Annotated in this window: 23 protein-coding genes; 14 read left to right on the top strand and 9 right to left on the bottom strand. The window is 69.7% G+C overall.

The window, feature by feature from the left end:
* Positions 1-136: 136 nt before the first annotated feature.
* Entirely contained in the window at positions 137-1,192 is a 1,056-nt protein-coding gene (locus tag ACZ5NH_RS39630; RefSeq protein WP_388627561.1) for a LacI family DNA-binding transcriptional regulator, read from the top strand.
* 190 nt (positions 1,193-1,382) lie between these two features.
* On the opposite strand, the gene ACZ5NH_RS39625 is transcribed toward ACZ5NH_RS39630, so the two are convergent.
* Both ACZ5NH_RS39625 and ACZ5NH_RS39620 read right to left on the bottom strand, forming a co-directional pair.
* Complete coding sequence (locus tag ACZ5NH_RS39625; RefSeq protein WP_468782505.1) at positions 1,383-2,348, bottom strand: NAD(P)H-dependent flavin oxidoreductase; 966 nt, start codon at positions 2,346-2,348, stop codon at positions 1,383-1,385.
* Positions 2,349-2,381: 33 nt separating this feature from the next.
* Positions 2,382-2,768 carry a DoxX family protein gene (locus tag ACZ5NH_RS39620; protein WP_388627564.1) on the bottom strand — a complete coding sequence of 129 codons (387 nt, stop codon included), beginning with the start codon at positions 2,766-2,768 and terminating at the stop codon, positions 2,382-2,384.
* 119 nt (positions 2,769-2,887) lie between these two features.
* On the opposite strand from ACZ5NH_RS39620, the gene sigJ (ACZ5NH_RS39615) reads away from it, so the two are divergent.
* The gene (gene sigJ, locus ACZ5NH_RS39615; RefSeq protein ID WP_468782503.1) at positions 2,888-3,820 is read left to right on the top strand and encodes an RNA polymerase sigma factor SigJ; all 933 of its coding nucleotides are present in this window, start codon (positions 2,888-2,890) and stop codon (positions 3,818-3,820) included.
* A 221-nt stretch (positions 3,821-4,041) separates the two neighbouring features.
* Here sigJ (ACZ5NH_RS39615) and ACZ5NH_RS39610 read toward each other — a convergent pair whose 3' ends face one another.
* The 5 genes from ACZ5NH_RS39610 to ACZ5NH_RS39590 form a co-directional block, all read right to left on the bottom strand.
* The gene (locus tag ACZ5NH_RS39610; RefSeq protein ID WP_468782502.1) at positions 4,042-4,704 is read right to left on the bottom strand and encodes a nitroreductase; all 663 of its coding nucleotides are present in this window, start codon (positions 4,702-4,704) and stop codon (positions 4,042-4,044) included.
* A gap of 115 nt (positions 4,705-4,819) precedes the next feature.
* Positions 4,820-5,437 carry a flavin reductase family protein gene (locus ACZ5NH_RS39605; protein WP_468782500.1) on the bottom strand — a complete coding sequence of 206 codons (618 nt, stop codon included), beginning with the start codon at positions 5,435-5,437 and terminating at the stop codon, positions 4,820-4,822.
* 3 nt (positions 5,438-5,440) lie between these two features.
* A complete protein-coding gene (locus tag ACZ5NH_RS39600) occupies positions 5,441-5,668 on the bottom strand; it encodes an MbtH family protein (RefSeq protein ID WP_468782498.1) in 228 nt (75 codons plus the stop codon).
* 53 nt (positions 5,669-5,721) lie between these two features.
* A complete protein-coding gene (locus ACZ5NH_RS39595) occupies positions 5,722-6,441 on the bottom strand; it encodes a tryptophan 2,3-dioxygenase family protein (protein ID WP_468782496.1) in 720 nt (239 codons plus the stop codon).
* Between the two features lie 2 nt (positions 6,442-6,443).
* The gene (locus ACZ5NH_RS39590; RefSeq protein WP_468782494.1) at positions 6,444-7,220 is read right to left on the bottom strand and encodes a thioesterase II family protein; all 777 of its coding nucleotides are present in this window, start codon (positions 7,218-7,220) and stop codon (positions 6,444-6,446) included.
* Between the two features lie 218 nt (positions 7,221-7,438).
* On the opposite strand from ACZ5NH_RS39590, the gene ACZ5NH_RS39585 reads away from it, so the two are divergent.
* Genes ACZ5NH_RS39585 through ACZ5NH_RS39575 form a run of 3 tightly spaced genes read left to right on the top strand, consistent with a single transcriptional unit; the run spans position 7,439 to position 10,202 of the window.
* Positions 7,439-8,635: a cytochrome P450 gene (locus ACZ5NH_RS39585; protein WP_468782492.1), complete on the top strand. Its 1,197-nt coding sequence runs from the start codon at positions 7,439-7,441 to the stop codon at positions 8,633-8,635.
* 50 nt (positions 8,636-8,685) lie between these two features.
* Entirely contained in the window at positions 8,686-8,901 is a 216-nt protein-coding gene (locus ACZ5NH_RS39580) for a ferredoxin (protein ID WP_468782490.1), read from the top strand.
* The gene (locus ACZ5NH_RS39575; protein ID WP_468782488.1) at positions 8,898-10,202 is read left to right on the top strand and encodes a cation:proton antiporter; all 1,305 of its coding nucleotides are present in this window, start codon (positions 8,898-8,900) and stop codon (positions 10,200-10,202) included. Before ACZ5NH_RS39580 ends, ACZ5NH_RS39575 begins: the two co-directional genes overlap by 4 nt.
* Positions 10,203-10,221: 19 nt before the next feature.
* Here the strand turns inward: ACZ5NH_RS39575 and sigJ (ACZ5NH_RS39570) are convergent, their stop codons facing one another.
* Positions 10,222-11,109 carry an RNA polymerase sigma factor SigJ gene (gene sigJ / locus ACZ5NH_RS39570; protein WP_468782486.1) on the bottom strand — a complete coding sequence of 296 codons (888 nt, stop codon included), beginning with the start codon at positions 11,107-11,109 and terminating at the stop codon, positions 10,222-10,224.
* Positions 11,110-11,242: 133 nt separating this feature from the next.
* Here sigJ (ACZ5NH_RS39570) and ACZ5NH_RS39565 point away from each other — a divergent pair, with 133 nt between their 5' ends.
* Both ACZ5NH_RS39565 and ACZ5NH_RS39560 read left to right on the top strand, forming a co-directional pair.
* The gene (locus tag ACZ5NH_RS39565) at positions 11,243-12,832 is read left to right on the top strand and encodes an MFS transporter (RefSeq protein WP_468782484.1); all 1,590 of its coding nucleotides are present in this window, start codon (positions 11,243-11,245) and stop codon (positions 12,830-12,832) included.
* A gap of 289 nt (positions 12,833-13,121) precedes the next feature.
* Positions 13,122-13,616: a winged helix-turn-helix domain-containing protein gene (locus ACZ5NH_RS39560; protein WP_468782482.1), complete on the top strand. Its 495-nt coding sequence runs from the start codon at positions 13,122-13,124 to the stop codon at positions 13,614-13,616.
* Between the two features lie 97 nt (positions 13,617-13,713).
* Here ACZ5NH_RS39560 and ACZ5NH_RS39555 read toward each other — a convergent pair whose 3' ends face one another.
* On the bottom strand, positions 13,714-14,268 hold the full coding sequence (locus ACZ5NH_RS39555) for a YceI family protein (protein WP_468782480.1): 555 nt from the start codon (positions 14,266-14,268) through the stop codon (positions 13,714-13,716).
* Positions 14,269-14,354: 86 nt separating this feature from the next.
* On the opposite strand from ACZ5NH_RS39555, the gene ACZ5NH_RS39550 reads away from it, so the two are divergent.
* The 7 genes from ACZ5NH_RS39550 (at position 14,355) to ACZ5NH_RS39520 (ending at position 22,388) form a co-directional block, all read left to right on the top strand.
* Entirely contained in the window at positions 14,355-15,239 is an 885-nt protein-coding gene (locus tag ACZ5NH_RS39550; RefSeq protein WP_468782478.1) for a sigma-70 family RNA polymerase sigma factor, read from the top strand.
* A gap of 146 nt (positions 15,240-15,385) precedes the next feature.
* Positions 15,386-16,978, top strand: coding sequence for a tryptophan halogenase family protein (locus ACZ5NH_RS39545; protein ID WP_468782476.1), 1,593 nt, complete (start codon positions 15,386-15,388; stop codon positions 16,976-16,978).
* Between the two features lie 25 nt (positions 16,979-17,003).
* Positions 17,004-17,564, top strand: a complete 561-nt coding sequence (locus ACZ5NH_RS39540) for a flavin reductase family protein (protein ID WP_468782474.1) — start codon at positions 17,004-17,006, stop codon at positions 17,562-17,564.
* A 38-nt stretch (positions 17,565-17,602) separates the two neighbouring features.
* Positions 17,603-18,673, top strand: coding sequence for an LLM class flavin-dependent oxidoreductase (locus tag ACZ5NH_RS39535; RefSeq protein ID WP_468782472.1), 1,071 nt, complete (start codon positions 17,603-17,605; stop codon positions 18,671-18,673).
* Positions 18,670-20,430, top strand: a complete 1,761-nt coding sequence (locus ACZ5NH_RS39530; protein WP_468782470.1) for a non-ribosomal peptide synthetase — start codon at positions 18,670-18,672, stop codon at positions 20,428-20,430. Before ACZ5NH_RS39535 ends, ACZ5NH_RS39530 begins: the two co-directional genes overlap by 4 nt.
* A gap of 47 nt (positions 20,431-20,477) precedes the next feature.
* Positions 20,478-21,689, top strand: a complete 1,212-nt coding sequence (locus ACZ5NH_RS39525; protein WP_468782468.1) for a cytochrome P450 — start codon at positions 20,478-20,480, stop codon at positions 21,687-21,689.
* A gap of 9 nt (positions 21,690-21,698) precedes the next feature.
* Entirely contained in the window at positions 21,699-22,388 is a 690-nt protein-coding gene (locus ACZ5NH_RS39520; protein ID WP_468782466.1) for an FAD-dependent oxidoreductase, read from the top strand.
* The last annotated feature ends 62 nt before the right edge of the window (positions 22,389-22,450 follow it).

Below are 22,450 nucleotides of genomic sequence, written 5' to 3'. Positions count from 1 at the left end.
GTCCGGCGATCGAGGACGAGGCCGAAGGCCGATGAGCCGGGGTCCGGGGGCGGCAGCCCCTGGGACGGTCACTGCAGCGGACGGGACTGTTACATTCCAGCCCAGCACCAGGAGTCGGTCGAGAGAGGCGGAGCCCATGGCAAGCCACGGAGCGCGGGGCCGGAGCGGGGGCCGGCCCACGCTCGAGGAGGTCGCCGCCCGGGCCGGGGTCGGCCGGGGCACGGTCTCGCGGGTGATCAACGGCTCGCCCCGGGTCAGCGACGCCACCCGCGCCGCGGTCGAGGCGGCGGTCGCCGAGCTCGGCTATGTCCCCAACACCGCCGCCCGCGCCCTCGCCGCCAACCGCACCGACGCCATCGCGCTGGTCGTCCCCGAGCCGGAGACCCGCTTCTTCGCGGAGCCCTACTTCTCCGACATGCTGCGCGGAGTCGGCTCCCAACTCTCCGACACCGAGATGCAGTTGCTACTGATCTTCGCAGGCAGCGACCGGGAGCGCCGACGCCTCGCGCAGTACCTGGCGGCCCACCGGGTGGACGGCGTCCTGCTGGTCTCCGTCCACGCCGACGACCCCCTCCCGGACCTGTTGGCCCAGCTGGAGATCCCGGCCGTGATCAGCGGCCCCCGCTCGGCCGGTGAGACGCTCACCTCGGTGGACTCGGACAACTACGGCGGCGCCCGCTCGGCCGTGGAGCACCTGCTCTCCCGCGGCCGTACCCGCATCGCGCACATCACCGGCCGACTCGACGTCTACGGCGCCCAGCGCCGCGTCGACGGCTACCGCGACGCCCTGCGCGACGCGGGCCGGGAGGTGGACGAACTCCTCGTCGAACCGGGGGACTTCACCGAGGAGGGCGGCCGCCGGGCCATGTCGGTGCTCCTGGACCGGCGCCCTGACCTGGACGCCGTGTTCGCCGGCTCGGACGTGATGGCGGCCGGCGCCCGGCAGGTGCTGCGCGAGGCGGGCCGCCGTATCCCGGACGACGTGGCGTTGGTCGGCTACGACGACTCCGCCATCGCCCGCCACATGGACCCGCCGCTGACCAGCGTCCGCCAGCCCATCGAGGAGATGGGCCGCGCCATGATCGACCTCCTCCTCACGGAGATCGCCGACCGCCGCCCGCCCGTGTCCCGGGGGCTGGAGCGGCGGCACGCGGTGCTGCCGACGGAGCTGGTGGGGCGGGCGTCCTCGTAACGCCGGTCGCGTCCGCCTACGTTCGCCTGCGAGCGTCCCCGTGTGTTCGCTCGCGTGTGTTCGCTCGCCTGCGAGCGTCCCCGTGTGTTCACTCGCGTGTGTTCGCTCGCGTTCCGCACGAGGCCGGGCGCCTGCGAGCCGGGCCGGAGAGGGTGGCCGGGCGGACGCGGACAGCGCCGGCACACACGGGTCAGCGGCCCAAGGCCCGGTTCAGTGCCTCCTCCGCCTGTGCCGCCAGCGTGGCGACCAGGTCGGCCGCCGAGGGCAGGTCGGTGATGAGGTCCACGCCCTCGCCGGCCCACTGCGGGAGCGCGGGGATGTCACCGCGTGCGACGGCGTCCTGGTACGACGGCCCGGCCTCGGGGCCGGCGGCGAGTTCCGTCTCCCGGCCGCGCCAGCGGTCCAGGAAGGGATGCGGGAGCGTACGGGCGGTGTACTCGGCCGGCCAGCGCGAGCCGCGAGCGATGTCCAGCACCCGGCTGCGCTCGGTGTCCTCGCCGCGTCCCGCGACGAGGGCCCGGGCGGTCGCGGGATCGACCAGGGCCTCGGCCGTGGCCTGGAAGCGGGTGCCGAGCACGGCGCCCGCCGCCCCCAGGGCCAGGGCGGCCGCCACCCCGCGGCCGTCGGCGATCCCGCCGGCCGCCAGCACCGGCACGGGCGCCGCCAGGTCCACCACGACGGGCACGAACGGCAGCGTCGACCGCCCGTGCCGGGCCCCGTGGCCGCCGGCCTCGGTGCCCTGCGCCACGATCACGTCGGCGCCCAGGTCCACCGCCCTGCGGGCCTCCTCCATATCGGTGACCTGAAGGATCAGCGCCGTACCGGAGTCGCGGACGCGCCCGGCGAACGGGCTCGGGTCACCGAAGGACAGCATCACCGCCGCCGGACCGTGCCCCAGCGTCCACTCCACCGCACCGACATCGGTGGCCCACGCCTGGAAGCCGACGCCCCAGGGCTTTCCGGCGCCCTCGGCGGCGAGGACGGGCAGTTCGCGGGCCAGCCAGTCCCGGTCGCCGTTGCCGCTGCCCAGCAGTCCGAGCCCGCCGCCGCGCGAGACCGCCGCGGTCAGCGCCCCGCCGGCCGAACCGCCCATCGGCGCCAGGGCGATCGGATGCTCGACCCCGAACAACCGTGTGAACGCCGTCGACAACCCCATGGCCGCGGTCTCCTCTCGTCAGTGCACAAATCGTCAGTGGACAAAGGACTCGGGGCCGAGGCGGCCCCAGGCGACGAACGCTGCCAGGACGATGTAGACCACGTCCACCAGCATGAACCGGACCTCGTGACGCCGGAGCCGGGTGATCGCCGCGCCGATCATCAGGATCACCAGTCCGAGGGCGGCCGACGGCACCAGGACCGGCGCGATGTCGAGCGCGGCGGGCAGGACCAGCCCCACCGCGGCCAGCACCTCCAGCGCCCCGATGGCCTTCACACCGCCGCCGCTGAAGTCGTTGACCCACTGCGCACTGGGCCCGAACGCGGCGATCTTCTCCTTCGCCACGACCACCTTGCCGCCGCCGCTGAGCAGGTAGGCGAGGGCGAGCAGTCCGGTGACGATCCACAGTGCGAGGTTCATGACCTGTTCCCCTTGTTCCCGTCGTTCGCTGTCGGCCCTCTGAGACAGGGCACCCCGGCGGTCTGTGACAGGAGCGGATACGCTGCTGGACGTCTTGCGGATGTTCGAAGGGGGAATCCGTGCCGGCAACAGCGGTTGGAACGGACGCGGACGGATACCGGTCGCTGCTGTTCTCCATCGCCTACGGGATGACCGGATCCGTGGGCGACGCCGAGGACATCGTGCAGGACGCCTTCCTCGGCCTGACCCGGGCGCGCCGGGCCGGGACCACGGTCGAGAACCCGAAGGCGTACCTGACCACCTCGGTGACACGGCTGGGCATCAATCACCTCAGCTCGGCGCGGGTACGGCGGGAGACCTATGTGGGCGACTGGCTGCCCGAGCCGGTCGTCGTGTCCGCCGACCGGCCCGGCCCTGCCGAGCACGCCGAACTGTCCGACTCGCTGTCGATGGCGTTCCTCGTGCTGCTGGAGGCCCTCTCCCCGGTGGAGCGGGCGGTGTTCGTGCTGCGTGAGGTCTTCGGGTACGGCTACCCGGAGGTGGCGCGGCTGACCGGCAAGTCCGAGGCGAACTGCCGGCAGATCTTCGCCCGGGCCCGAAAGCGCATCGCTCCCGACGGGCAGCCGGTCGTGACGCCGTCGGGCCCGGTGCGTCGGGCGGAGGCCGAGGAGCTGGCCCGTAGGTTCTTCGCGGCCGCCGAGGGCGGCGACATGGACGCGCTGCTCGACATGCTCGCCCCGAACGTGGTGTTCCACGGCGACGGCGGCGGCAAGGCACGGGCGCTCGCCAGGTCGGTGACCGACCCGCGGCACGTCGCACAGTTGCTGGTCGGGGGCCTTCGCCGAGTCCGGATGCTCGGCGCCTCGATGCGGGCGGCGTGGATCAACGGCGGGCCGGGCGCCGTGGCCTACGACGCCGAGGGGCGGGTGGCCAGCGTGGTCGAGCTCGACATCGCCGACGGCGCGGTCCGGGCGATCCGCGCCGTCTCCAACCCCGACAAGCTCGGTCACCTCGGACCGGTGTCCGACATCGGACGGCTGCCGCAGAGGTGACGGCCCGCACACGAAACAGCCGGTGACTACGAGGGAGTCACCGGCTGGTCGGTGAGGGTGAGTGACGGGACTCGAACCTGTTTCGTATTCCTATTCCTATTGTGCCCTGCGCCTACATCTAAGAGACGGGCAAACCATCGCCGACACCCTGTGGCCGTCCCGCCGGCGTAGGTTCCTGGGCTGGTACCTGCTCAGCGGGAGGCAGCGCCGGCCGCCGACAGTCAGTCAAGGAAGGTCACCGTCTCGTTGAGGGGGGCACGGTCCACGCGGACGCAAGGTCTGGCCGGATCCGCATGGCCCACCGCCATGCCGCAGAAGAGGATGAGCGACTCGGCGGGAGACACGATCTCTGCAACCGTTCGGTGGTAAACCGACCATGCCATCTGCGGGCAGCTGTGAAGTCCCTCGGCCCGCAGCAGCAGCATGATGGTCTGCAGGTACATGCCGACATCGGCCCACTGGGGCGGGCCCATGCCACGGTCGATGTAAGAGAAGAGAGCAGCGGGGGCGCCGAAGCAGTGCCAGTTGGCGATGACCGCCCTGTGCCGTGCTGCTCGGTCGTCGCGAGGGATACCGAGAGCGCCATACCGCCTCTCGGCGGCAGCCCAACGGCGCTCTCGGTAGGGGGACGTGAGATCACGCGGGTACATCTCGTACTGCGGTTCGTCCCCTGGATCTCCCGCCGTGGCCCGCGCGACGGCCTGTTCCTTGAGCTTCTCCAGCCGCTTACCGGTGAGGACATAGGTGTGCCATGGCTGTAGATTCGCCCCTGACGGTGCCCTGGATGCGGCCGAGAGCACCCTCTCAAGAACCTCCTTGGGGACGTGATCAGGAGTGAACCCCCGCACCGCCTGACGCGTGGCCACCGCATCGTAGACATCCAACGGCCACACCCTCCCGTATCGTTTCGCCGCCTTCGCGCTGCTCCCTGTGCCGAGCAGCGCACACTTCTCAACGGTCCGAAACGATCGGAGGTGACATCCGGGTGGTGTGATCAGGTCACGATGCGCGGTCCACGACGTAGCGATCGGCCGTGCGGACGTAGTCCGCGGCGCCCATACGGCCAACGGATCCCAACCGGTCCAGGTCGACGTGGAAGTCGGTTGCGTCGATCAGCCCCTCCTCCGCGGTGACATGGACCACCTCCCCGATGACGATGAAGTGGTCACCGACCGGAACCACCGCAGATGTCCGGCATTCGAAGGCGATGGGGGACCCGTCGATACGAGGGGAGCGGACTCTCCGGCCGGACAGCGGACGCAACCCGGCCGGTTCGTACTCCGACTGTCCGTACGGCAGCGGTTTCGCCGAGGCGGTGGCTGCTTCGGCATGCTTTTCGATCAGCACGTTGACGGTGAACTCCCCCGTACCCCCTTCGGCCGGCACCCGCGCGTTGCGGCACGAGTCCTTCTCGCTGCCGTCGGGCCGGCGGCCGACACAGAAGAGCAGGGCCATGGGGGAGTATCCCACCGCTGTGTAGTACGAGAAGGGGGCCAGGTTGATCGCCCCGTGCGGGGAGACCGTGCTCACCATGGCCACCGGCCGGGGGACTACGCTCCACAGCAGCAATCGCTCGCGCTGCCGCACCGTCATGTCCGCTACGTCGATGTCCATCATGGATCAGCCGTTTTCGTCGGCGACGGGCTGTACCGGGCCGGAAGCCCGAAGGCTGTGCGGGCGCAGGTCCGTCCACTCGCGGTCGATGTAGGAGAGGCACGCGTCCAGCGTGCTGGTGACCCCGACGGGCGACCAGCCTGCCGGGATCGCCTGGCCCGCCGGCCAGACCGAGTACTGCCGCTCATGGTTGACGACGACGTGATGGAGGCCGGTGGTCTCGTCCGCTGTCATGAAAGCCGCCTTCGTCTCGTGGGGAGGGGATGGGGGTCCTGGTGCCGTGCGTCTCACGCCGGGCTGGGCGCGAGTTCCTCAGCGTGCAGGGCGCCGCGCAACCGCCGCAGCTCGGGGAAGGGCAGAGTGATGCGGCGCATGAGGAACTCCTCACCCGACGTGCCTCCGGTTCCCCGCTGGCCTCCGACCATCTTTGACATCAGGCCGAGGTGGGCCACTTTCCAGCGCCAGTAGCCGTTGCCGACGTCGAGCAGCGCCTCGGCCACCCGGTGCAGGCCGCCGCCGGCGATCCCGAGCCGGCAGACATCGGCCACGGTGCAGCCCTGACCTTCGGCGCAGGCCTCGAACGCCCGGTACAGCTCGCCCTCTTCACCGCCGTCCCCGAGCAGCCTGCCGAGGAGCATGAACTGCTGCGACTGCGCCCCGCTGGCCGTGCCGAGATAGGGCCGGAACTGGACGAAGTGCCGCAGCGGGAGGCGTTCCAGGACGAGTACCTGTTCGTGCAGGACGCGGAGGAGTTCGGCGGCGCGTTCGAGGAGTTCCACGCTGCTGTCCATCGCGTCGGCCGGCTGACCGGTTGGCGACAGCAGGTCCCTGGCCAGGCTCAGGTCCGCCACGGCCTGCTTGAGCCACAGCTCGCAGGACTGGTGGGCGACGATGAAGAAGTGTTCGGCCAGGACCACGGTCCGGTCGGCCGTCTCGGGTATCTGCGTCTTCTGGAGCGACAGCAGCACGTCCGTCTGGAGGTAGGAGGAGTAGTTCAACTCAGCCATGATCAGCTCCGCGTCAGTGAGTCCGGGTGGAGTGTGGAGTCGAGGAAGCCGGTGATGTCGGCGAGGAGGTGTTCGGCGTTCTGGAACGGATGGAAGTGATGCCCTTCCCGTTCGAGCAGGCTGAACGACCCGGTGGTCACCGAGGCCCAGCCGGCCAGCAGGGTGGCGTCCACGAGCGGATCCCGGATGCCGTGGTAGCAACGGACAGGGCAGGACAAGGGGGCGGCCCCCGGCTCGGGCCGGTACCCCTCGTGCGCCGTGATGTCCGCACGCAGTACCGGGAGCAGCACCTCCACCAGTTCCGGCTCGTGGGCGACTGCGGGGTCGATTCCGCCCAGGGAGCCGATGAGGGACCACAGTTCGCCGTCGGAGAGTCCCCTGGCCCTGATCCGGCCCTGCGCGCCGGGAGCCGGACAACTCGACGCCAGCAGACCGCGGGGTGCTCGGCCCAGCGTGCCGAGGGTCAGGGCGGTCTCGTAGGCGACAAGGGCACCGAGGCTGTGCCCGAACAGCACGGTGGGCAGCGGCGGCAGGCGCAGCAGTTCGGAGGAGAGTTCCGAACTCAGCGCGCGCACATCGGTCGACAGTGGCTCGGCGAAGCGGTCGCCGTGTCCCGGGTACTGCGCCGCGAGCAACTCCACGGTCGCCGGTATCCCGGCGGCCCATGCTCCGTATCCGGCCGCGGTACCGCCGGAGTGCGGAAGGCAGACGATCCGTGCGATGGGTGTGGGCGCTTGGACCAGCGTCCGCAGGCAGTGATCCCGGCGTGTACGAAGCATGAGGTGCTCCTCCGGTTCGGGTGTCTTCGTAAGCTCTCACGGCTCACGGGGCCGTCAGAGCAATCTTTCGGCTCTCCGTCACCGCCCCGGCCGGCCACGAAAGACTTCTGACACAACTGGAGCGGGCCCGTTCGGCCGTCTGTGACGATCTGCGTACCGGCGCCGGTGCCAGGCACTGCGAGCAGTGCGTTTCCCGTCTTCAGTGGGGATTGCGGACGATGAGCCGAACAGCGGTCGCTTCGCTCGATTTGACCGACGCGCGCACCTTCATGGAGCACGATCCACTCGAGTTCTTCGCCGAGGTGAGGGCGAGGGAGCCCGTGTACTGGCACGCGTCGTCGGACGGCCTCCCCGGCTTCTGGGTGGTGGCCGGGTACACCGACGTCATCTCCTGTTACGGTGCCTGCGACGCCCTGGCTTCGGGCCGGGGCACCGTGCTCGACGTGCTGCTGCGCGGCGACGACTCCGCCGGTGGCAGGATGCTGGCCGTCACCGACCGGCCGCGCCACCGGGAACTGCGGGCCCTGATGTGGCGCGCCCTGTCACCGAAGGTGCTCGGCAGAGTGGCGCTGAAGATCGAGGAGCGCACGGCCGCGCTCGTCGGGGACGCCCTCGGACCGGAGCCCTTCGACTTCGCCACCCGGGTCGCGGAACACGTGCCCATGAACACTATCTGCGACCTGCTGTCGATCCCCGACGCGGATCGGGCCGATCTGCTCCGGTGGAGCAAAGGGGCCCTGACCGGCGCCGACGAACTCGACTCCCTGGAATCGCGCAACGAACTCGTCCTGTACTTCATGGACCTGGCCCAGCGGCGGCGCGCCGACCCCGGTGACGACGTGATCAGCACGATCGCCACCGGGCTGATCCAGGGGGAGCCGCTGAGCCTCGAAGAGGTCGCACTCAACTGTTACAGCCTGATCATCGGGGGCGACGAGTCCTCGCGGGTCTCCGCCGTCAGTACCGTCAAGGCCCTCGCCGAGCACCCTGTGCAGTGGCGGGCCCTGCGGGCCGGCGACGTAGCTCTGGACACGGCCGTGGAGGAGGCCCTGCGGTGGGCGACGCCCTCGTTCCACTTCGCTCGTACCGCCACCCGTGAGCAGGTCATCGGGGGTCGGCGGATCCGGGCGGGGGACATCGTGACGCTGTGGAACATCTCGGCCAACAACGACGAGCGGGCGTTCGCCGAGCCGCGCACCCTCGACCTGTCCCGCTCACCGAACAAGCACGTAGCCCTGGGCCACGGGCCGCACTACTGCCTGGGCGCCTTTCTCGGCCGGGCCGAACTGCGCGCCTTGCTGAGCGTCCTCGCCAGGACGGTCCAGGACGTGGAGATCACCGGGCCGGCCACCCGGATCGAGTCCAACTTCCTCAACGGCTACAGCTCGCTGCCGGTGCGCTTTCTCCCGGGATGAGGGCACGGCGGACAAGGGCGACGGAAATGCGAACCGAGAAGAGGAACGACATGCGTGTGACGGTCGACCAGGGGCGCTGCATCGGCTCGGGAATGTGTGTCCTCGCCGTGGGTGAGGTGTTCGACCAGCGGGAGGAGGACGGCGCTGTCCGCCTGCTGAGGGAGGATGTGCCGGACGAGCTCCGGGACCGGGTGCGCCGTGCCGCCGAGGTCTGCCCCTCACGGGCGATCACGGCACAGCGGGACGCTGGGGCCCAGGCGGGGTGACGGACGCCATCGCCCCGCCGCTGGGCGGGCACGCGCTGCTGGTTCTGCTGGTCCAGGCCTCCTTGCTGCTCGCCGCTGCACTGCTGCTGGGGCGGCTCGCGATGTGCTGCGGACTTCCGGCCGTCTCGGGCGAGTTGATGGCCGGCATCCTGCTCGGTCCCTCAGTGGTCGGCCGGTTGGCCCCCGGTTCGCACCACTGGCTGGGGATGTCGCAGACGTCCCAGTTTCATCTCCTGGACGCGGTGGGTCAGTTCGGTGTCGTCCTCCTCGTGGGGACGACAGCCCTGGAGATCGACCTCACTCTGGTGCGGCGTACCGGCCGGGTGTCCCTCACCGTGGGCGCCTTGGGCCTGTTGATCCCTCTGGGATTCGGCTGCGCCTGGGCGTACTTGGCGCCGGCGGCCCTGTGGCCGGTCGGCCGCGAGCGCGGGCTGTTCGTCTTCTTCGTCGGCGTGGCCATGTGCGTCAGCGCCCTGCCGGTGATCGCCAAGATGCTGTCCGACATGCGGCTGCTGCACCGCGACATCGCCCAGTTGACCATTGCCGTGGGTGTGGTGGACGACGTCGCGGGCTGGATGCTGCTGTCCGTGGCCTCGGCCACGGCGGCGAACGCGCTCACGCTGGGGTCGGTCGCCGCGCCACTGATCCGGCTGGTGCTGGTCACGGTCTGTGCCCTGCTCCTCGGCCGGCCGGCGGTCCGATGGATGATGGCCCGTGCGCGGCACCAGCACACCATGACGGGCACGGCGACCGTGCTGATCGTCGGGTGTGCGGCGGTCACGCAGGCGATGTCCCTGGAGGCATCCTTCGGGGCCCTTGTCGGCGGCCTGCTGGTCGGCGCCGCCGGACCGGAGACGAGGAGGGCACTGGCGCCCCTGCGCTCCGTCACGCTCTCCGTCCTCGCCCCGCTCTACTTTGCCGAGGCAGGCCTGCGAATGAATCTGCTCGCGCTGGGCACCCCGGTGATCGCGCTCGCCGCGCTGGGCACGCTCGTCGTGGCGACCGTCGGCAAGTTCGCCGGGGCGCTGCTCGGCGCCCGCGTCGCCGGTCTCGACCGCCATGAGGCCCTGGCGCTCGGCGCCGGTATGAACGCGCGCGGAGTCATCCAGATCATCGTGGCCGGAATCGGTCTGCGGCTGGGGGTGTTGAACACCGCCTCGTACACCGTCGTGGTATTGGTCGCGGTCGGCACTTCGCTGATGGCACCCCTGGTACTGCGCAGGGCGGTGCGCCGTATCGCGCTCAGCGACGACGAACGGGCGCGTCTCAAGAGCGAGAGGGACCTGGCGGGCGTCTCCTGAGGAGACGCCCGGTCCCGTTCTACGCCGTGAAGGCGGCGAAGTCGATCGCGGCGAGGCGCTCCGGGTCGAGCAGGATCTGAATCTGCGCGATCCGGTCCTCGCGCACGGCGAAGCCCATCACCGACACAGGTACGCCGCCGCGGTCGACCAGGACGCCGGGGGAGCCGTTGACGAGAACGGCGGTCACCGTCACGCCGGGCTGACGGAACAGCGCGGCGCGCTCCGCCACGAGCCGGGCACCACGGATCGCGGCTGTGGCGGAGGCGAGGGCCGGGCCGCCGTCCGCGCAGAGCTCGACATCCGGGTCCAGTACGGACACCAGCCCGTCGAGGTCGCCGTTGCGCGCCGCGGCGAAGAACGCGTCCACCAGCATGCGCCGGGTGGCGAAGTCACCGCAGGAGTCCGCCTCGCGGGCGTGCTTGACCCGGCGCCGCGCCCGGCTGGCGAGCTGCCGGGTCGCCACGGTCGTACGCCCGATGACGGCCGCGATCTCGTCGAAGGTCAGATGGAACATGTCGTGCAGCACGAAGGCGACCCGTTCTGCCGGGGCGAGCGCGTCGAGCACGATCAGCAGCGCGAGGCTGACCGAGTCGGTCAGCAGAGCCTCGTCCTCGGGGCCGTGGGACGGCTCGGGCCCGATGACGGGGTCCGGCAGGTGCACGCCAACCGGATCCTCCGGCCGGGCGGCGCGTGACCTCAGGGTGTTCAGACAGATTCTGCTGATCACCGTGGTCAGCCAGGCGGGGAGGTTGTCCACCGCGTCCGCGTCGCTGCGGCTGAGTCTGATCCACGTCTCCTGTACGGCGTCCTCGGCCTCGGCATGTGAACCCAGCATCCGGTACGCGACATTCCTCAGGCGCGGCCGCAAGCTCTCGAACCGATCCGCCAGCCGATCGTCGTCGTGCACGGTCACACTCCTCGGTCGTCACGGGTCATCACTAGTGGGCGGCTAGCCGACCCCGATGCATGTGGACCCGACTTGGAGCACTGATGATCACTTCTTCATTGCATATCACACGGACTTCGCGGGGGTGGGTGACATGAGCCTTTCTCTGACCGAACCGCGGCGGCGCCGGCTGACCCTGTTCGCGATGTGCATGGCCACCTTCATGACCTCACTGGACCTGACCATCGTGAACGTGGCACTGCCGTCGATGCAGAGTGAACTGCACATGAGCGCGGCAGACCTGGAGTGGGCGATCAGCGCGTACTCACTGAGCCTGGCCGCGATCATCCCGGCCAGTGGGGCGCTCGGCGACCGCTACGGCCGCAAGCGGGTCTTCCTGACCGGCATGGTCGTCTTTCTGGTCGGCGTGATCGCCTGTGCCGTGGCATGGAACGCCGCCTCCCTCGTCGTCTTCCGCGCCGTGCAGGGCGCAGGCGGCGCCGCGATGCTCGCCCTGGGGCTCTCGATCCTCACGGAGACCTACCCACAGGAGCAGCGGGCCGGCGCGATCGGGGCATGGGCCGCGATCGGAGGCACAGGTTTCGGCGCCGGCCCCGTCGGCGGCGGGATTCTGCTCACCTACTTCACGTGGCCGTCAGTGTTCTGGATCAACCTGCCCTTCGCGGCACTGGGCATCGCCTGCACGGCCGTCGCGGTCCGCGAATCGCGCAATTCCAAGGCCCGCAGGCTGGACCTGCCGGGGATGGCACTGAGCTCGCTGGGACTGGTCTGCCTGACGCTCGGCTTCGTCGAATCGTCCGACCGGCCGTGGGGCGGGGCCCTGGTGGCAGTACCCCTGGTCACCGGGGCGGGCTTGCTGATCGCCTTCTTCTGGTGGGAGCGCCGTGCCACGCACGCCATGCTGCCGCCGGCCCTGCTGCGGGCACGGAGCTTCGCGAGCGCCTCGGGTATCTACATGCTGACCTACGGTGGGATGAGCGGCGCGCTCTTCTGGGTCACCCTGTACTTCCAGAACGTCGCGGGCTGGTCGGTGCTGCGCACCGGACTGTCCTGGCTGTTCATGAACATTCCCTTCCTGACCATGGCGCAGTTCGGCGGGCGGCTGGACTCCCGCTTCCGGTCATCGGTGGTGGCGACCTGGGGGACGTTGGTGGCCGCGGTCGGCGTGTTCCTGCTCAGCCGCGCGGGAACCACTCCGTTCGCCGTCAGCGCCCTCGGGTACGCGCTGTACGGCGGCGGCTTCGGCACATTCGTACCCGCCGTGACCCATGTGGCGATGCGGGACGTGCCCTCCGGCGTCTCCGGTGCGGCGTCCGGGGTGCTGAACGCGTCACGGCAGATCGGCTCCTCGGTGTGCCTTGCGGTGCTCGGCACCGTGGGTGTGAACGCGGCCACCTCCGCCTGGCAGGGCAAGGTGTCCGGGCTGGACGGGGCGCTCCGCACGGCGGCGCTGGGGCAGGGCCACAATGTGGGCGGCGGCCGGGTGCACACGGTGGTGGACACGCTCGGCAGCTCCTTCCGGCAGGCCACCGTGGACTCGTTCCTGCACGGCTACCAGCTGGCCGTGGGGATCGCTGCGGCCTGCACCGCCGTGGCCGCGGGCCTCGCCTGGACGGGATTCCGGCACCGGGCCGTGCAGCCGGAGGGCGCCACGCACCCGGAGGCGGCGGCCGAGGAGGAGACCGCCATGACCGGAAATGAACCCCATCGGGCGAGCCAGTGATCCGCATCACGATGCACTGGAGATCCTTGAGGGCAGGATGGAGGTGATCCATCCGCCAGGTCGGCGTGCCCGCGCCGCGTGACGGCCCGGGCACGCCGACCTGCGCCCGGCTTGACAACTGCGTCAGTGAGAACAGGCGATCGCTCCCGGGACCCATCCGTCCGAGGACGTCGGTGAGCGCCTGACACAGGCCGCACCGCCATGACACCTCTGCCGTCCCGGGTGCACCCTTCGCCGAGTCCAAAAGGCAAAAATCGCAACATTGCCTGTTTGCTACGGGGAGACACTCTTGAGCAAAGGCGTCAAGTTAATACGCTGGCCCGTAGAAGCCGATGCGCGGAATCACTGCAGAAGAGCCGGAATTCCCCGGCTGCTGGTGGTGGAGGCAGGTAACGACGCTCCCGTCTGCGTCGACCCCAGGGAGGACTGGATACGAGCACCGGCGCCCCGCGGCGACGTCGAAGCACGAATCCAGGCGCTGGCCCAGCGTGCCTACGGGCGGAAGACACCCGCCCTCGACTCCACCGGCATCCTTTGCTTCGGCACGGATTCCGTGGCCATCTCCAATACCCAGATCGGAATGATGGAGCATTTCGTCGCCCACTACGGCGAGGTGGTCTACCGGTCGGAGCTCGAACAACGGCTGGCCAAGGACACCGGCAAGATCACCAGAAACGCCCTCGATCTGCAGATCATGCGGCTGCGCCGCCGCATCGCCTCGGTCGGCCTCAGCATCCGCACCGTCTGGGGCCGGGGTTACATCCTCGAGGCTGCCACCGCCTGACGCGCATCGCGTTTTCCCGGCAGCAGCCGGTCGCTCCGTGTGCCCTCTGCCCGTACGCCAGACGGGCAGAGGGCTGTCCATGACGGGCCCCCTTGGTTCAGGAGCCCACGAGCGAGGCCTGGACGTCCAGGGTGATCCGCACCGTCTCACCCACCACGGCGGCGGGGATGTGCGGGGCGAGACCGAAGTCCGTCCGGTTGATCGTCACCGAGGCGCTGACACCGAGCACCGGCAGCTTGCGCACCGGGTCGGTACCGAATCCACCCGGTTCGGCGACCAGGGTGACGCCCTTGGCCACTCCCCGCAGGGTCAACTCGCCGTCGATCAGGAACCGGTCCTCGTGGTGGCGCACCCGCGTGGAACGGAACAACAGCTCCTTGTGCTGGTCGGCCGCCAAGACGTCCGCGCCGCGGATGTAGCCGTCGCGGGCCGCGTACCCGGTGTCGATACTGTCCGCCTCGATGCGGGCGGTCACCGAGGACTGTTCGACGCTTTCTCCCGTGGTAATGGTGCCGTCGAAGACGTTGAAACGACCGTGTACCCGAGTCACGCCCAGATGGCGGACGGCGAACCGCACTTCGGAGTCGGACGTGTCGATGGTCCAGGTCCCTGCGGTGTAGCCAGGAATGATCTCGGAAACCGTTTCGGTCATACTGCCTCTCCTCATCGGTTGCGCGTCACACGGCCCGCAATTTACGGGTCATGAGTACGACGGACCGTGAACCGGAAAGGTGACCGATGGACGCGCGTCAATCCTTGGCGGATTGCTTCGAGGAGAACCGCAGGGCCCTGCTCGGACTCTCGTACCGCATGCTCGGCTCCCATGAGGAGGCGGAAGACGCGGTGCAGGAGACCTGGCTGCGCCTGGACCGTGCCGACACGACGGCGGTGTGGAACCTGCCGGGTTGGCTGCGTACGGTCACGTCCCGCGTCTGCCTCGACATGTTGCGCGGTCGGCACGGGGGATGCGAGGACGATTGGAACGGTGATCTCACGTCGGCCACCGCGGCCACGGGCGAGGGCGACCCCGAGCACGAGGTGCTCGAAGCCGAATCCGTCGGCCTGGCACTGCTCGTCGTGCTCAACACCCTGAGCCCCGCCGAGCGCGTTGCGTTCGTGCTGCACGATATGTTCGGCGTCCCCTTCGACGAGATCGGCCGGATCCTGGACCGCAGCCAGACGACCGCCAAGAAGCTCGCCAGCCGCGCCCGGCAAAAGGTGCGTGCCCCGCGTGAGCGGCATCTGGTGGAGGCGGACCAGCACCGCGAGGTCGTGGCTGCCTTTCAGGTCGCGGCCTGCACCGGGGACACCGGGATCATTGCCGCCCGCCTCGCCCCGGACGTGGTGCGGCGCGCCGACGCGGCAGCCCTGTCGTCGGGCCGCCCGGCCAGGCTGAACGGCGCAGACTCGGTCGCCCATGAGGTCAGCCGGTTCGGGGGCGCGGCACGGCACTCGGAACCCGCCTTGATAGACGGCAGGGTCGGCCTGCTCGTGGCACCCGGGGGCCGGCTTCGCCTCGCCGTGTGCTTCAGCATCGAGGGCGGCTTGGTGAAGGAGTACGAGTTGGTTGCGGACCCCGCCCGGCTCAGGCGTCTGTGCATCAGGCTGCTTCCCGAAGCGTGAGCGCGGCCCGCCGTCGTTCCGTCCGGTCGGCCGGGCGGAGTGTGTTCTTTCGTAAATCTCTTTCCTGCGGGGCGGCCCTGCTGCGGCACGTGCAAAAGTCTGCGTGCAACGTCCAAGGATCTGGCCGCACCATCAGGACGGAAATCATGGTCAAGGACATAGTGATCGTCGGCGGCGGTACAGCCGGCTGGATGTCAGCCACGTATCTCAAGGCGAGTTTCGGTGACCGACTGGGCGTCACGCTCGTGGAATCGAAGGCGGTTTCGACGATCGGCGTCGGCGAGGCCACCTTCAGCACGGTGCGGAACTTCTTCCGGCACCTCGGGCTGAGCGAGCCGGAGTGGATGCCCCGCTGTCACGCCTCGTACAAGCTGGCCATTCGGTTCGAGAACTGGAGGGAGAAGGGCCATCACTTCTACCATCCCTTCGAGCGTCCCCGCGTGGTCGACGGGTTCTCGCTCGCCGACTGGTGGCGGCACGACGGCCCGAGCGACCGCTTCGACCAGGACTGCTCGGTGCTGGCCGCGCTGTGCGACGCCAAGCGCTCGCCCCGCCACCTTGGCGGCGGTCTGTTCGAGGAGGCCTTCGAGGCCGGGGAGGCGCGGGACATGGCCCGGGCAATCCCGGAGAGCCAGGGGACGCAGTTCCCGTACGCCTACCACTTCGACGCCACCCTGCTCGCCCAGTTCCTCAGCGAGTACGGGGTGGAACGCGGCGTGCGGCACATCCGGGACGACGTCCTCGACGTGCGCCTCGACCAGGACGGCTTCATCTCCGAGGTGCTGACGAAGGATCACGGATCCATCGGCGGGGACCTGTTCGTCGACTGCACCGGCTTCCGCGGACTGCTGCTGAACAAGGCTCTTGGCGTGCGGTTCGTCTCCTATCAGGAGTCCCTGCCCAACGACAGTGCGGTGGCCCTGCGCGTCCCCGTGGACGTCGCGACCCGCGGCATGCGGCCGTGCACGACCGCCACGGCCCAAGATGCCGGCTGGATTTGGACCATCCCCCTGCTCGACCGGATCGGCACCGGCTACGTGTACTCCAGTGCCTACACCACGCCCGAAGAGGCGGAACGGACGCTGCGGGCATTCGTCGGTCCCGAGGCCGTCGACCTGCCCGCCAACCACATCAAGATGCGGATCGGCCGCAGCGCCGAGTCCTGGGTGAAGAACTGCGTGGCCATCGGCCTGTCCAGCGGCTTCGTCGAGCCACTGGAGTCAACCGGAATCTTCTTCATCCAGAACGCCGTCGAGCAATTGGTCAAACACTTCCCCGACACTCGTGACGACGAGTCGCTGCGCCGCTCCTACAACCGCCAGGTCGGCGACGTCATGGACGGCGTCCGGGAGTTCCTCTTCCTCCACTACTACGCCGCCGCCCGCTCGGACAACGCCTACTGGCGGGACGCGAAGACCCGCACCATGCCCGACGGCCTGGCCGAACGCCTCGAGCAGTGGCGCTGCACGCTGCCCGACGAGAACTCGGTCTTCCCGCGCTTCCACGGCTTCGAGCCGTACTCGTACACGGCCATGATCCTCGGACTCGGTGGACTCGAGGTCCGGCCGCTGCCTGCGCTCGGCCGACTGGACGCGACCGCGGCGCGCCGCGAGTTCCAGCGGGTCCGGGCCCAGGCCTCCGCACTGATCGACCGGCTGCCCAGCCAGCACGAGTACCTCGTCCACCAGGCCGCCGGATTCGATGACGCCATGACCGGGCGCCTGGTGCCCACTGTCTGACGGCCTGCCAGGAGGTGCGTTGCCCATGCCTGTCACCAGGGCGGATCCCGACAGCCGCACCACGGCCGAACCGGTCTCCGCAACCGCGTACAGAACACTGATGGCGGCCTTCCCCGCTGGCGTCGCGGTGGTCACCACCGCCGACGAGGGCGGACAGCAGCACGGGATGACCTGCACCGCCGTCTCCAGCGTGTCCGTCAGTCCGCCCACGCTGCTGGTCTGCATCCAGCACTCCAGCCGCACCCTCGCCGTCCTCAGCAGAACCGGCAGTTTCGCCGTGAATCTGCTGGACGACCGGGCCCGCGCGGTCGCCGAACTGTTCGCCAGCCAGAGGCCCAACCGCTTCGAGCACGTGGCGTGGACCGCGCGACCGGGCTGCGGCGGACCACATCTCGCCCACGACGCCCACTCCATCGCCGACTGTCGCGTCACCGGCTCGGTGCCCGTCGCCGATCACGTCGTCGTCTTCGGTGAGGTCTTCAGGGTCACCACTGGCAACGACGCACGGCCACGCCCGCTGGTCTACGGAATGCGCGAGTACTGGTCACTCGCCCACACCGGTGCCGCTTCCCGCCCCAACCCGTAACCGGGCCACCCCTCGAACCCGGACATGGAGAGGAACGAATGACGAGCTACGGGATATCGCTGTTGCCGGACACCCTCCCGCAGCAGCGTAGCGCCAAGGACTACTACGCCAACCTGCTGACGGTGTCCGAGTTGTCCGAGGACCTCGGACTCGACTACGTCAAGATGACCGAGCACTACCTGCACCCCTACGGCGGGTACTGCCCCGATCCGCTCGCTTTCCTGTCGGCCGTCGCCGCACGCACCAGCAGGATCCGGCTGATGACAGGCGGCATCCAGGCCTCCTTCCACCATCCGATCCAGCTCGCTGCACGCACCGCCCAGCTCGACGCGCTCAGCGGCGGCCGGCTGGACGTCGGCTTCGCGCGTGCTTTCCTGCCCTACGAGTTCGACTCCTTCGGCATCGAGATGGACGGCAGCACGGGGCGCTTCCGCGCCACCGTGGACGCGGTCGTCCGGCTGTGGACCGAAGCCGGCGTGAGCGAGGAGACGCCCTACTTCCGTTACCAGGAAGCCAACTCTTTGCCGTTGCCGACACAGGACCCGCACCCTCCCGTGTGGGCCGCCGCGCTCCTCACCCGTTCCAGCTTCGAGTGGATCGGCGACTCCGGCTACAACCTCCTGATCGCCTCGGCGCCCAGCCGAGAGCAAGTGCACCAGGTGCGCGAAATGATCGAGGTGTACCGCAGCAGGTTCACCGCGGCGCCGAAGAACGCCGGCAAGCGGCCCCGGGTCGCGATCAGTGTCGCGCTGTACCTGGCCGACTCGCACGAGGAAGCGGTGGAGCAGGGCACCGCGGCGCTGCGCCGGCATTGGGACACCTTCGGCTCGGCCGCCGCCTCGTGGCGCAACCGCACCTCGACGTCGTACCAGGGGTACCGCGAGGCCGTGGTGGACAAGCACCAGGCCGGCCCGAGCGAGGCCGCCGGACTGGCGGTCATCGGCTCGCCCGACAGGGCGGTCGAGCAGCTGCGGCAGATCGAGCGCGAACTCGGTGCGGACATCGTCCTGTTCCAGCTCGACTACGGTCAGCAGCCCGCGGAGACGATGGAGCGCAGCCTGAAGCTGTTCGCGTCCGAGGTCCGCCCTCACCTGGGCGGGACGCGGTGACCGCGAGGCCGACCGGCCGCACGGTGCCCGAACTGTTCGAGGTGCAGGCGGCGCGCTCCCCAGACGCTCCGGCCGTGCTGTACAAGGACACCTCGCTCACCTACCGCGCACTCAACGAGCGCGCCAACCAGCTGGCCCGGCTGCTGATCGACCGGGGCGTGGGCCCCGACCGCCTGGTCGCGCTGGCCGTGCCGCGCTCTCCGGAACTGGTCGTGGCACTGCTGGCGATTCTCAAAGCAGGCGGCGCCTATCTCCCTCTCGATCCCCGCTATCCGACCGCCCGCAAGGCGTTCATGGTCCAGGACGCAGCCCCGGTCCTGCTCGTACGTGCCGGAGCGGGCTCGGCCGAAAAGGCGGAACTGGACGAGGTCGTGCTCGACTCCAGGGCGTGCGCCGAGGCCTGCTCCCGGTACAGCACCGAGGACGTGCGCCAGGCCGAACGTCCCGAGCCGCTGTCGGACCTGCACCTCATGTACGTGATCTACACCTCCGGCTCGACCGGGACACCGAAGGGTGTCGCGGTCACGCACGAGGGCGTCGCCGACCTGGTCGCCACCCAGGCGGACCGCTTCCGGCCGGCTCCTGGCGAGCGCGTCCTGGCCTGGGCTTCGGTCAGCTTCGACGCGGGATTCTGGGACCTCGCGCTCGCCCTGCTGCATGGGGGCACCCTGGTGGTGGCCGACGACGAGGATCTGCTGCCCGGCGACTCCCTGCACGAGACCCTGGTCAAGTACGAGATCGATCATGCGGTGCTGCCGCCGGCCGCACTGAGCGTCACCGAGAGCCAGGGAGTGCTGCCCCAGGGCACGATCATGTCCACGGGTGATGCCTGCACCCCTGCGCTGCTGCGCACGTGGGCGGCGGGTCGGCGCATGTTCAACGGCTACGGCCCGACCGAGGTGACGGTCGGCTGCACCATCGCCGGCCCGGTCACCGAGGCGGACGGCGTCGGTATCGGCATTCCGTGGACCGGGGCCCGGGTGTACGTGCTGGACGAGCACCTGCGGCCGGTGGCCGACGGCGAGGAGGGTGAGCTGTACCTCGCCGGCTCCGGCCTGGCCCGCGGCTATGTAGGCCGTCCGGGCCTGACCGCCGCGCGGTTCCTGCCCGACCCCTTCGGGCCGCCCGGCAGCCGCATGTACCGTTCCGGCGATCGGGGCCGAAGGGACACCGAGGGCCGGTTCCACTTCGCCGGCCGGGCCGACGGCCAGGTGAAACTGCGCGGATTTCGCGTCGAACTGGGTGAGATCGAGGCCTTTCTCACGGATCAGCCGGACATCGACCTGGCCGCAGTGGTCGTTGAGGGAGAACTCGCCGACGCCCGTCTCGTCGCGTACGTCACCGCCCGCCCCGGAAGCTTCGTCGACCCCTCCGGGCTGCGGGCCCGGCTGGCCGCCACCCTTCCGGAATTCATGGTGCCGACCCGCATCGAGATGCTCGACGCCTTTCCCACACTGCCCAACGGCAAGGTCGACCGAGGTGCCCTGGCCGCCCGGGACGCCACCGCCGCGCGGCAGCGGACCGGTGCCTTACAGGAGGCCCACACGCTGGAGGACCGGCTGTACGAGACGGTCGCCCGGCTGCTCGGCCTGCCGATGGCCGACCCCGAGGCGAACTTCTTCGACCTCGGCGGCAATTCCCTGCTCGCGGGCCGGCTGATCGGCTCGCTGCGTGAGGAGCTGGGTGTGCGCGTGCCCATCCGGGTGGTGCTGGGCGCGCGTGACCTGCGGGAGATCGCCCAGTCCCTGAACGGGTGACACACCAAGATCGGCCGCACCGGGGCCGCGGTCCCGGTACGGCAGAAATGGAGAGTTCCGTGACCCAGAAGCTGGTCCAGTTCCCGATCCTCAAGGAGCCGGCCTGCCCCTTCGACCCGCCGTCCACCATGCGCGCGCTCGACGACCCGGTGCAGGTCAGGCTCTGGGACGGCAGCACGCCGTGGCTGGTCACCGGATACGACCTCGGGCGCAAGCTCCTGGTCGATCCCCGGGTCAGCGCCGACTCGACCACGCCCGGCTATCCGCACTTCGACCTGGGCAGCCGCGAGCGCCGCAAGGACGGACGCTCGTTCGTGGCCATGGATGACCCCGAACACGCCCGCCAACGCCGCATGGTCTCCTCGCCGTTCGCCATCCGCTCCATCGAGGCCCTCAGGGGCGATGTCACCGCCATCGTCAACGGGTTGATCGATGACCTGCTTGCCGGGCCGAACCCGACCGACCTCGTCAGCCGGTTCGCCTTTCCCACCTCCACCCAGGTGATCTGCCGGATGCTCGGAGTGCCCTACGCCGACCACGAGTTCTTCCAGGAACAGAGCACCCTGATGCTGCACCGGGACAGCTCACCCGAGATGGTCGTGGGCGCCCAGGAGGCCCTACGCGGATATCTCCGGGAACTGATCGACCGGCAGATGAAGGAGCCCGCGGACGGTCTGATCTCCTCGGTGATCGAGACCCAGGTCCGCACCGGCGCACTGAGCCCTGAGCAACTGTCGTACATCTCCATGACGCTGCTGGTCGCCGGCCTGGAGACCACCGGGAACATGATCGCCCTGGGCACGCTGGCCCTGCTGTGCAACCCCGACCAGATGGCGCTCCTGCGGGAGACCGATGACCAGTCACTGATCAACCGCGCGGTCGACGAACTGATCCGCTACCTCAACATCTCGCACTCCGGCCGCCGACGTGTGGCCTTGGAGGACATCCCTCTCGGGGACATCACGATCCGCGCGGGAGAGGGGATCATCCTGGCCAGCGAGCTGGCCAACCGGGACCCTGAGCACTTCCCCGACCCCGACCGCCTGGACATCACCCGCGACGCCGCGCACCACCTGGCCTTCGGCTTCGGACCCCACCACTGCCTCGGCCGCCCCCTCGCCACCCTTGAACTCCAGGTGGTGTACGGCACGCTCTACCGGCGCGTCCCCACCCTGCGTCTCGCCACCGACTTCGCCGACGTCGCGTTCAAGTACGACGGTGTGGCCTACGGCGTCCGTGAGCTTCCGGTGGCCTGGTAGCCGGACCCCATGTCCGCCCCGTCTCAGGAGGAGCCCAACATGCACGACCCGCGCACGGCCGCGCCCGCGACTAGGAGCGGCATCGTGGTGGTCGGGGCCGGGCTGGCCGGTCCAGTCGCCGCGATCTACCTGGCCCGGCGGTTCGGCCGGGTCGCCGTGCTGGAACGGCACGCCGACACCCGTCGCATCCCGGCCGGGCAGAGCCGGTCACTCACGGTGATCCTGTCTCACCGAGGGTGGCGTGTGCTGCGCGAACTCGGCCTGGAAGAGGCCGTACGCCGGATCTGTGTTCCGCTCACGGCCCGCTGCGGTCATCTGCCGGACGGCAGTACCGTAGTGACTCCCTACAGCCGTGACGGAGCACCCATCTGGGCGGTCGAACGGAACCGACTGCACCGGCTGCTTCTGGACGCGGCCGAGGCTGAGCCGGGAGTAGATCTCCACTTCGAGCGCCCGGTCCTCGCCGTCGACCTGGAGGCACCGGCGTTGCTGGTCCGGGCCGGCACCGCCGAGCGGTGGATCCCATGCCGGCACATCATCGGCTGCGACGGCGTTCACTCGGTGGTTCGTGCCGCCCTGGTCGAGAAGGGCGCCCACGAGCAGGTGAGCACCCTGGAATTGGCCTACCAGGAGATCGTGCTCGACCTGCCCTCCTGCGATCGCGGGCTTAGACGCCGTCTCATTTGGAGTGTTGGGTAATCTGCACCGTGTGGTGATGGTCGAACGCATGGTGCCGGACGGGTTGTGGGAGCTGTTCCAGC

Source organism: Streptomyces sp. NPDC031426, from assembly GCF_055581585.1.
The sequence above is the reverse complement of the archived record's forward strand: the minus strand, read 5'-3'. Positions and strand labels throughout refer to the sequence as shown.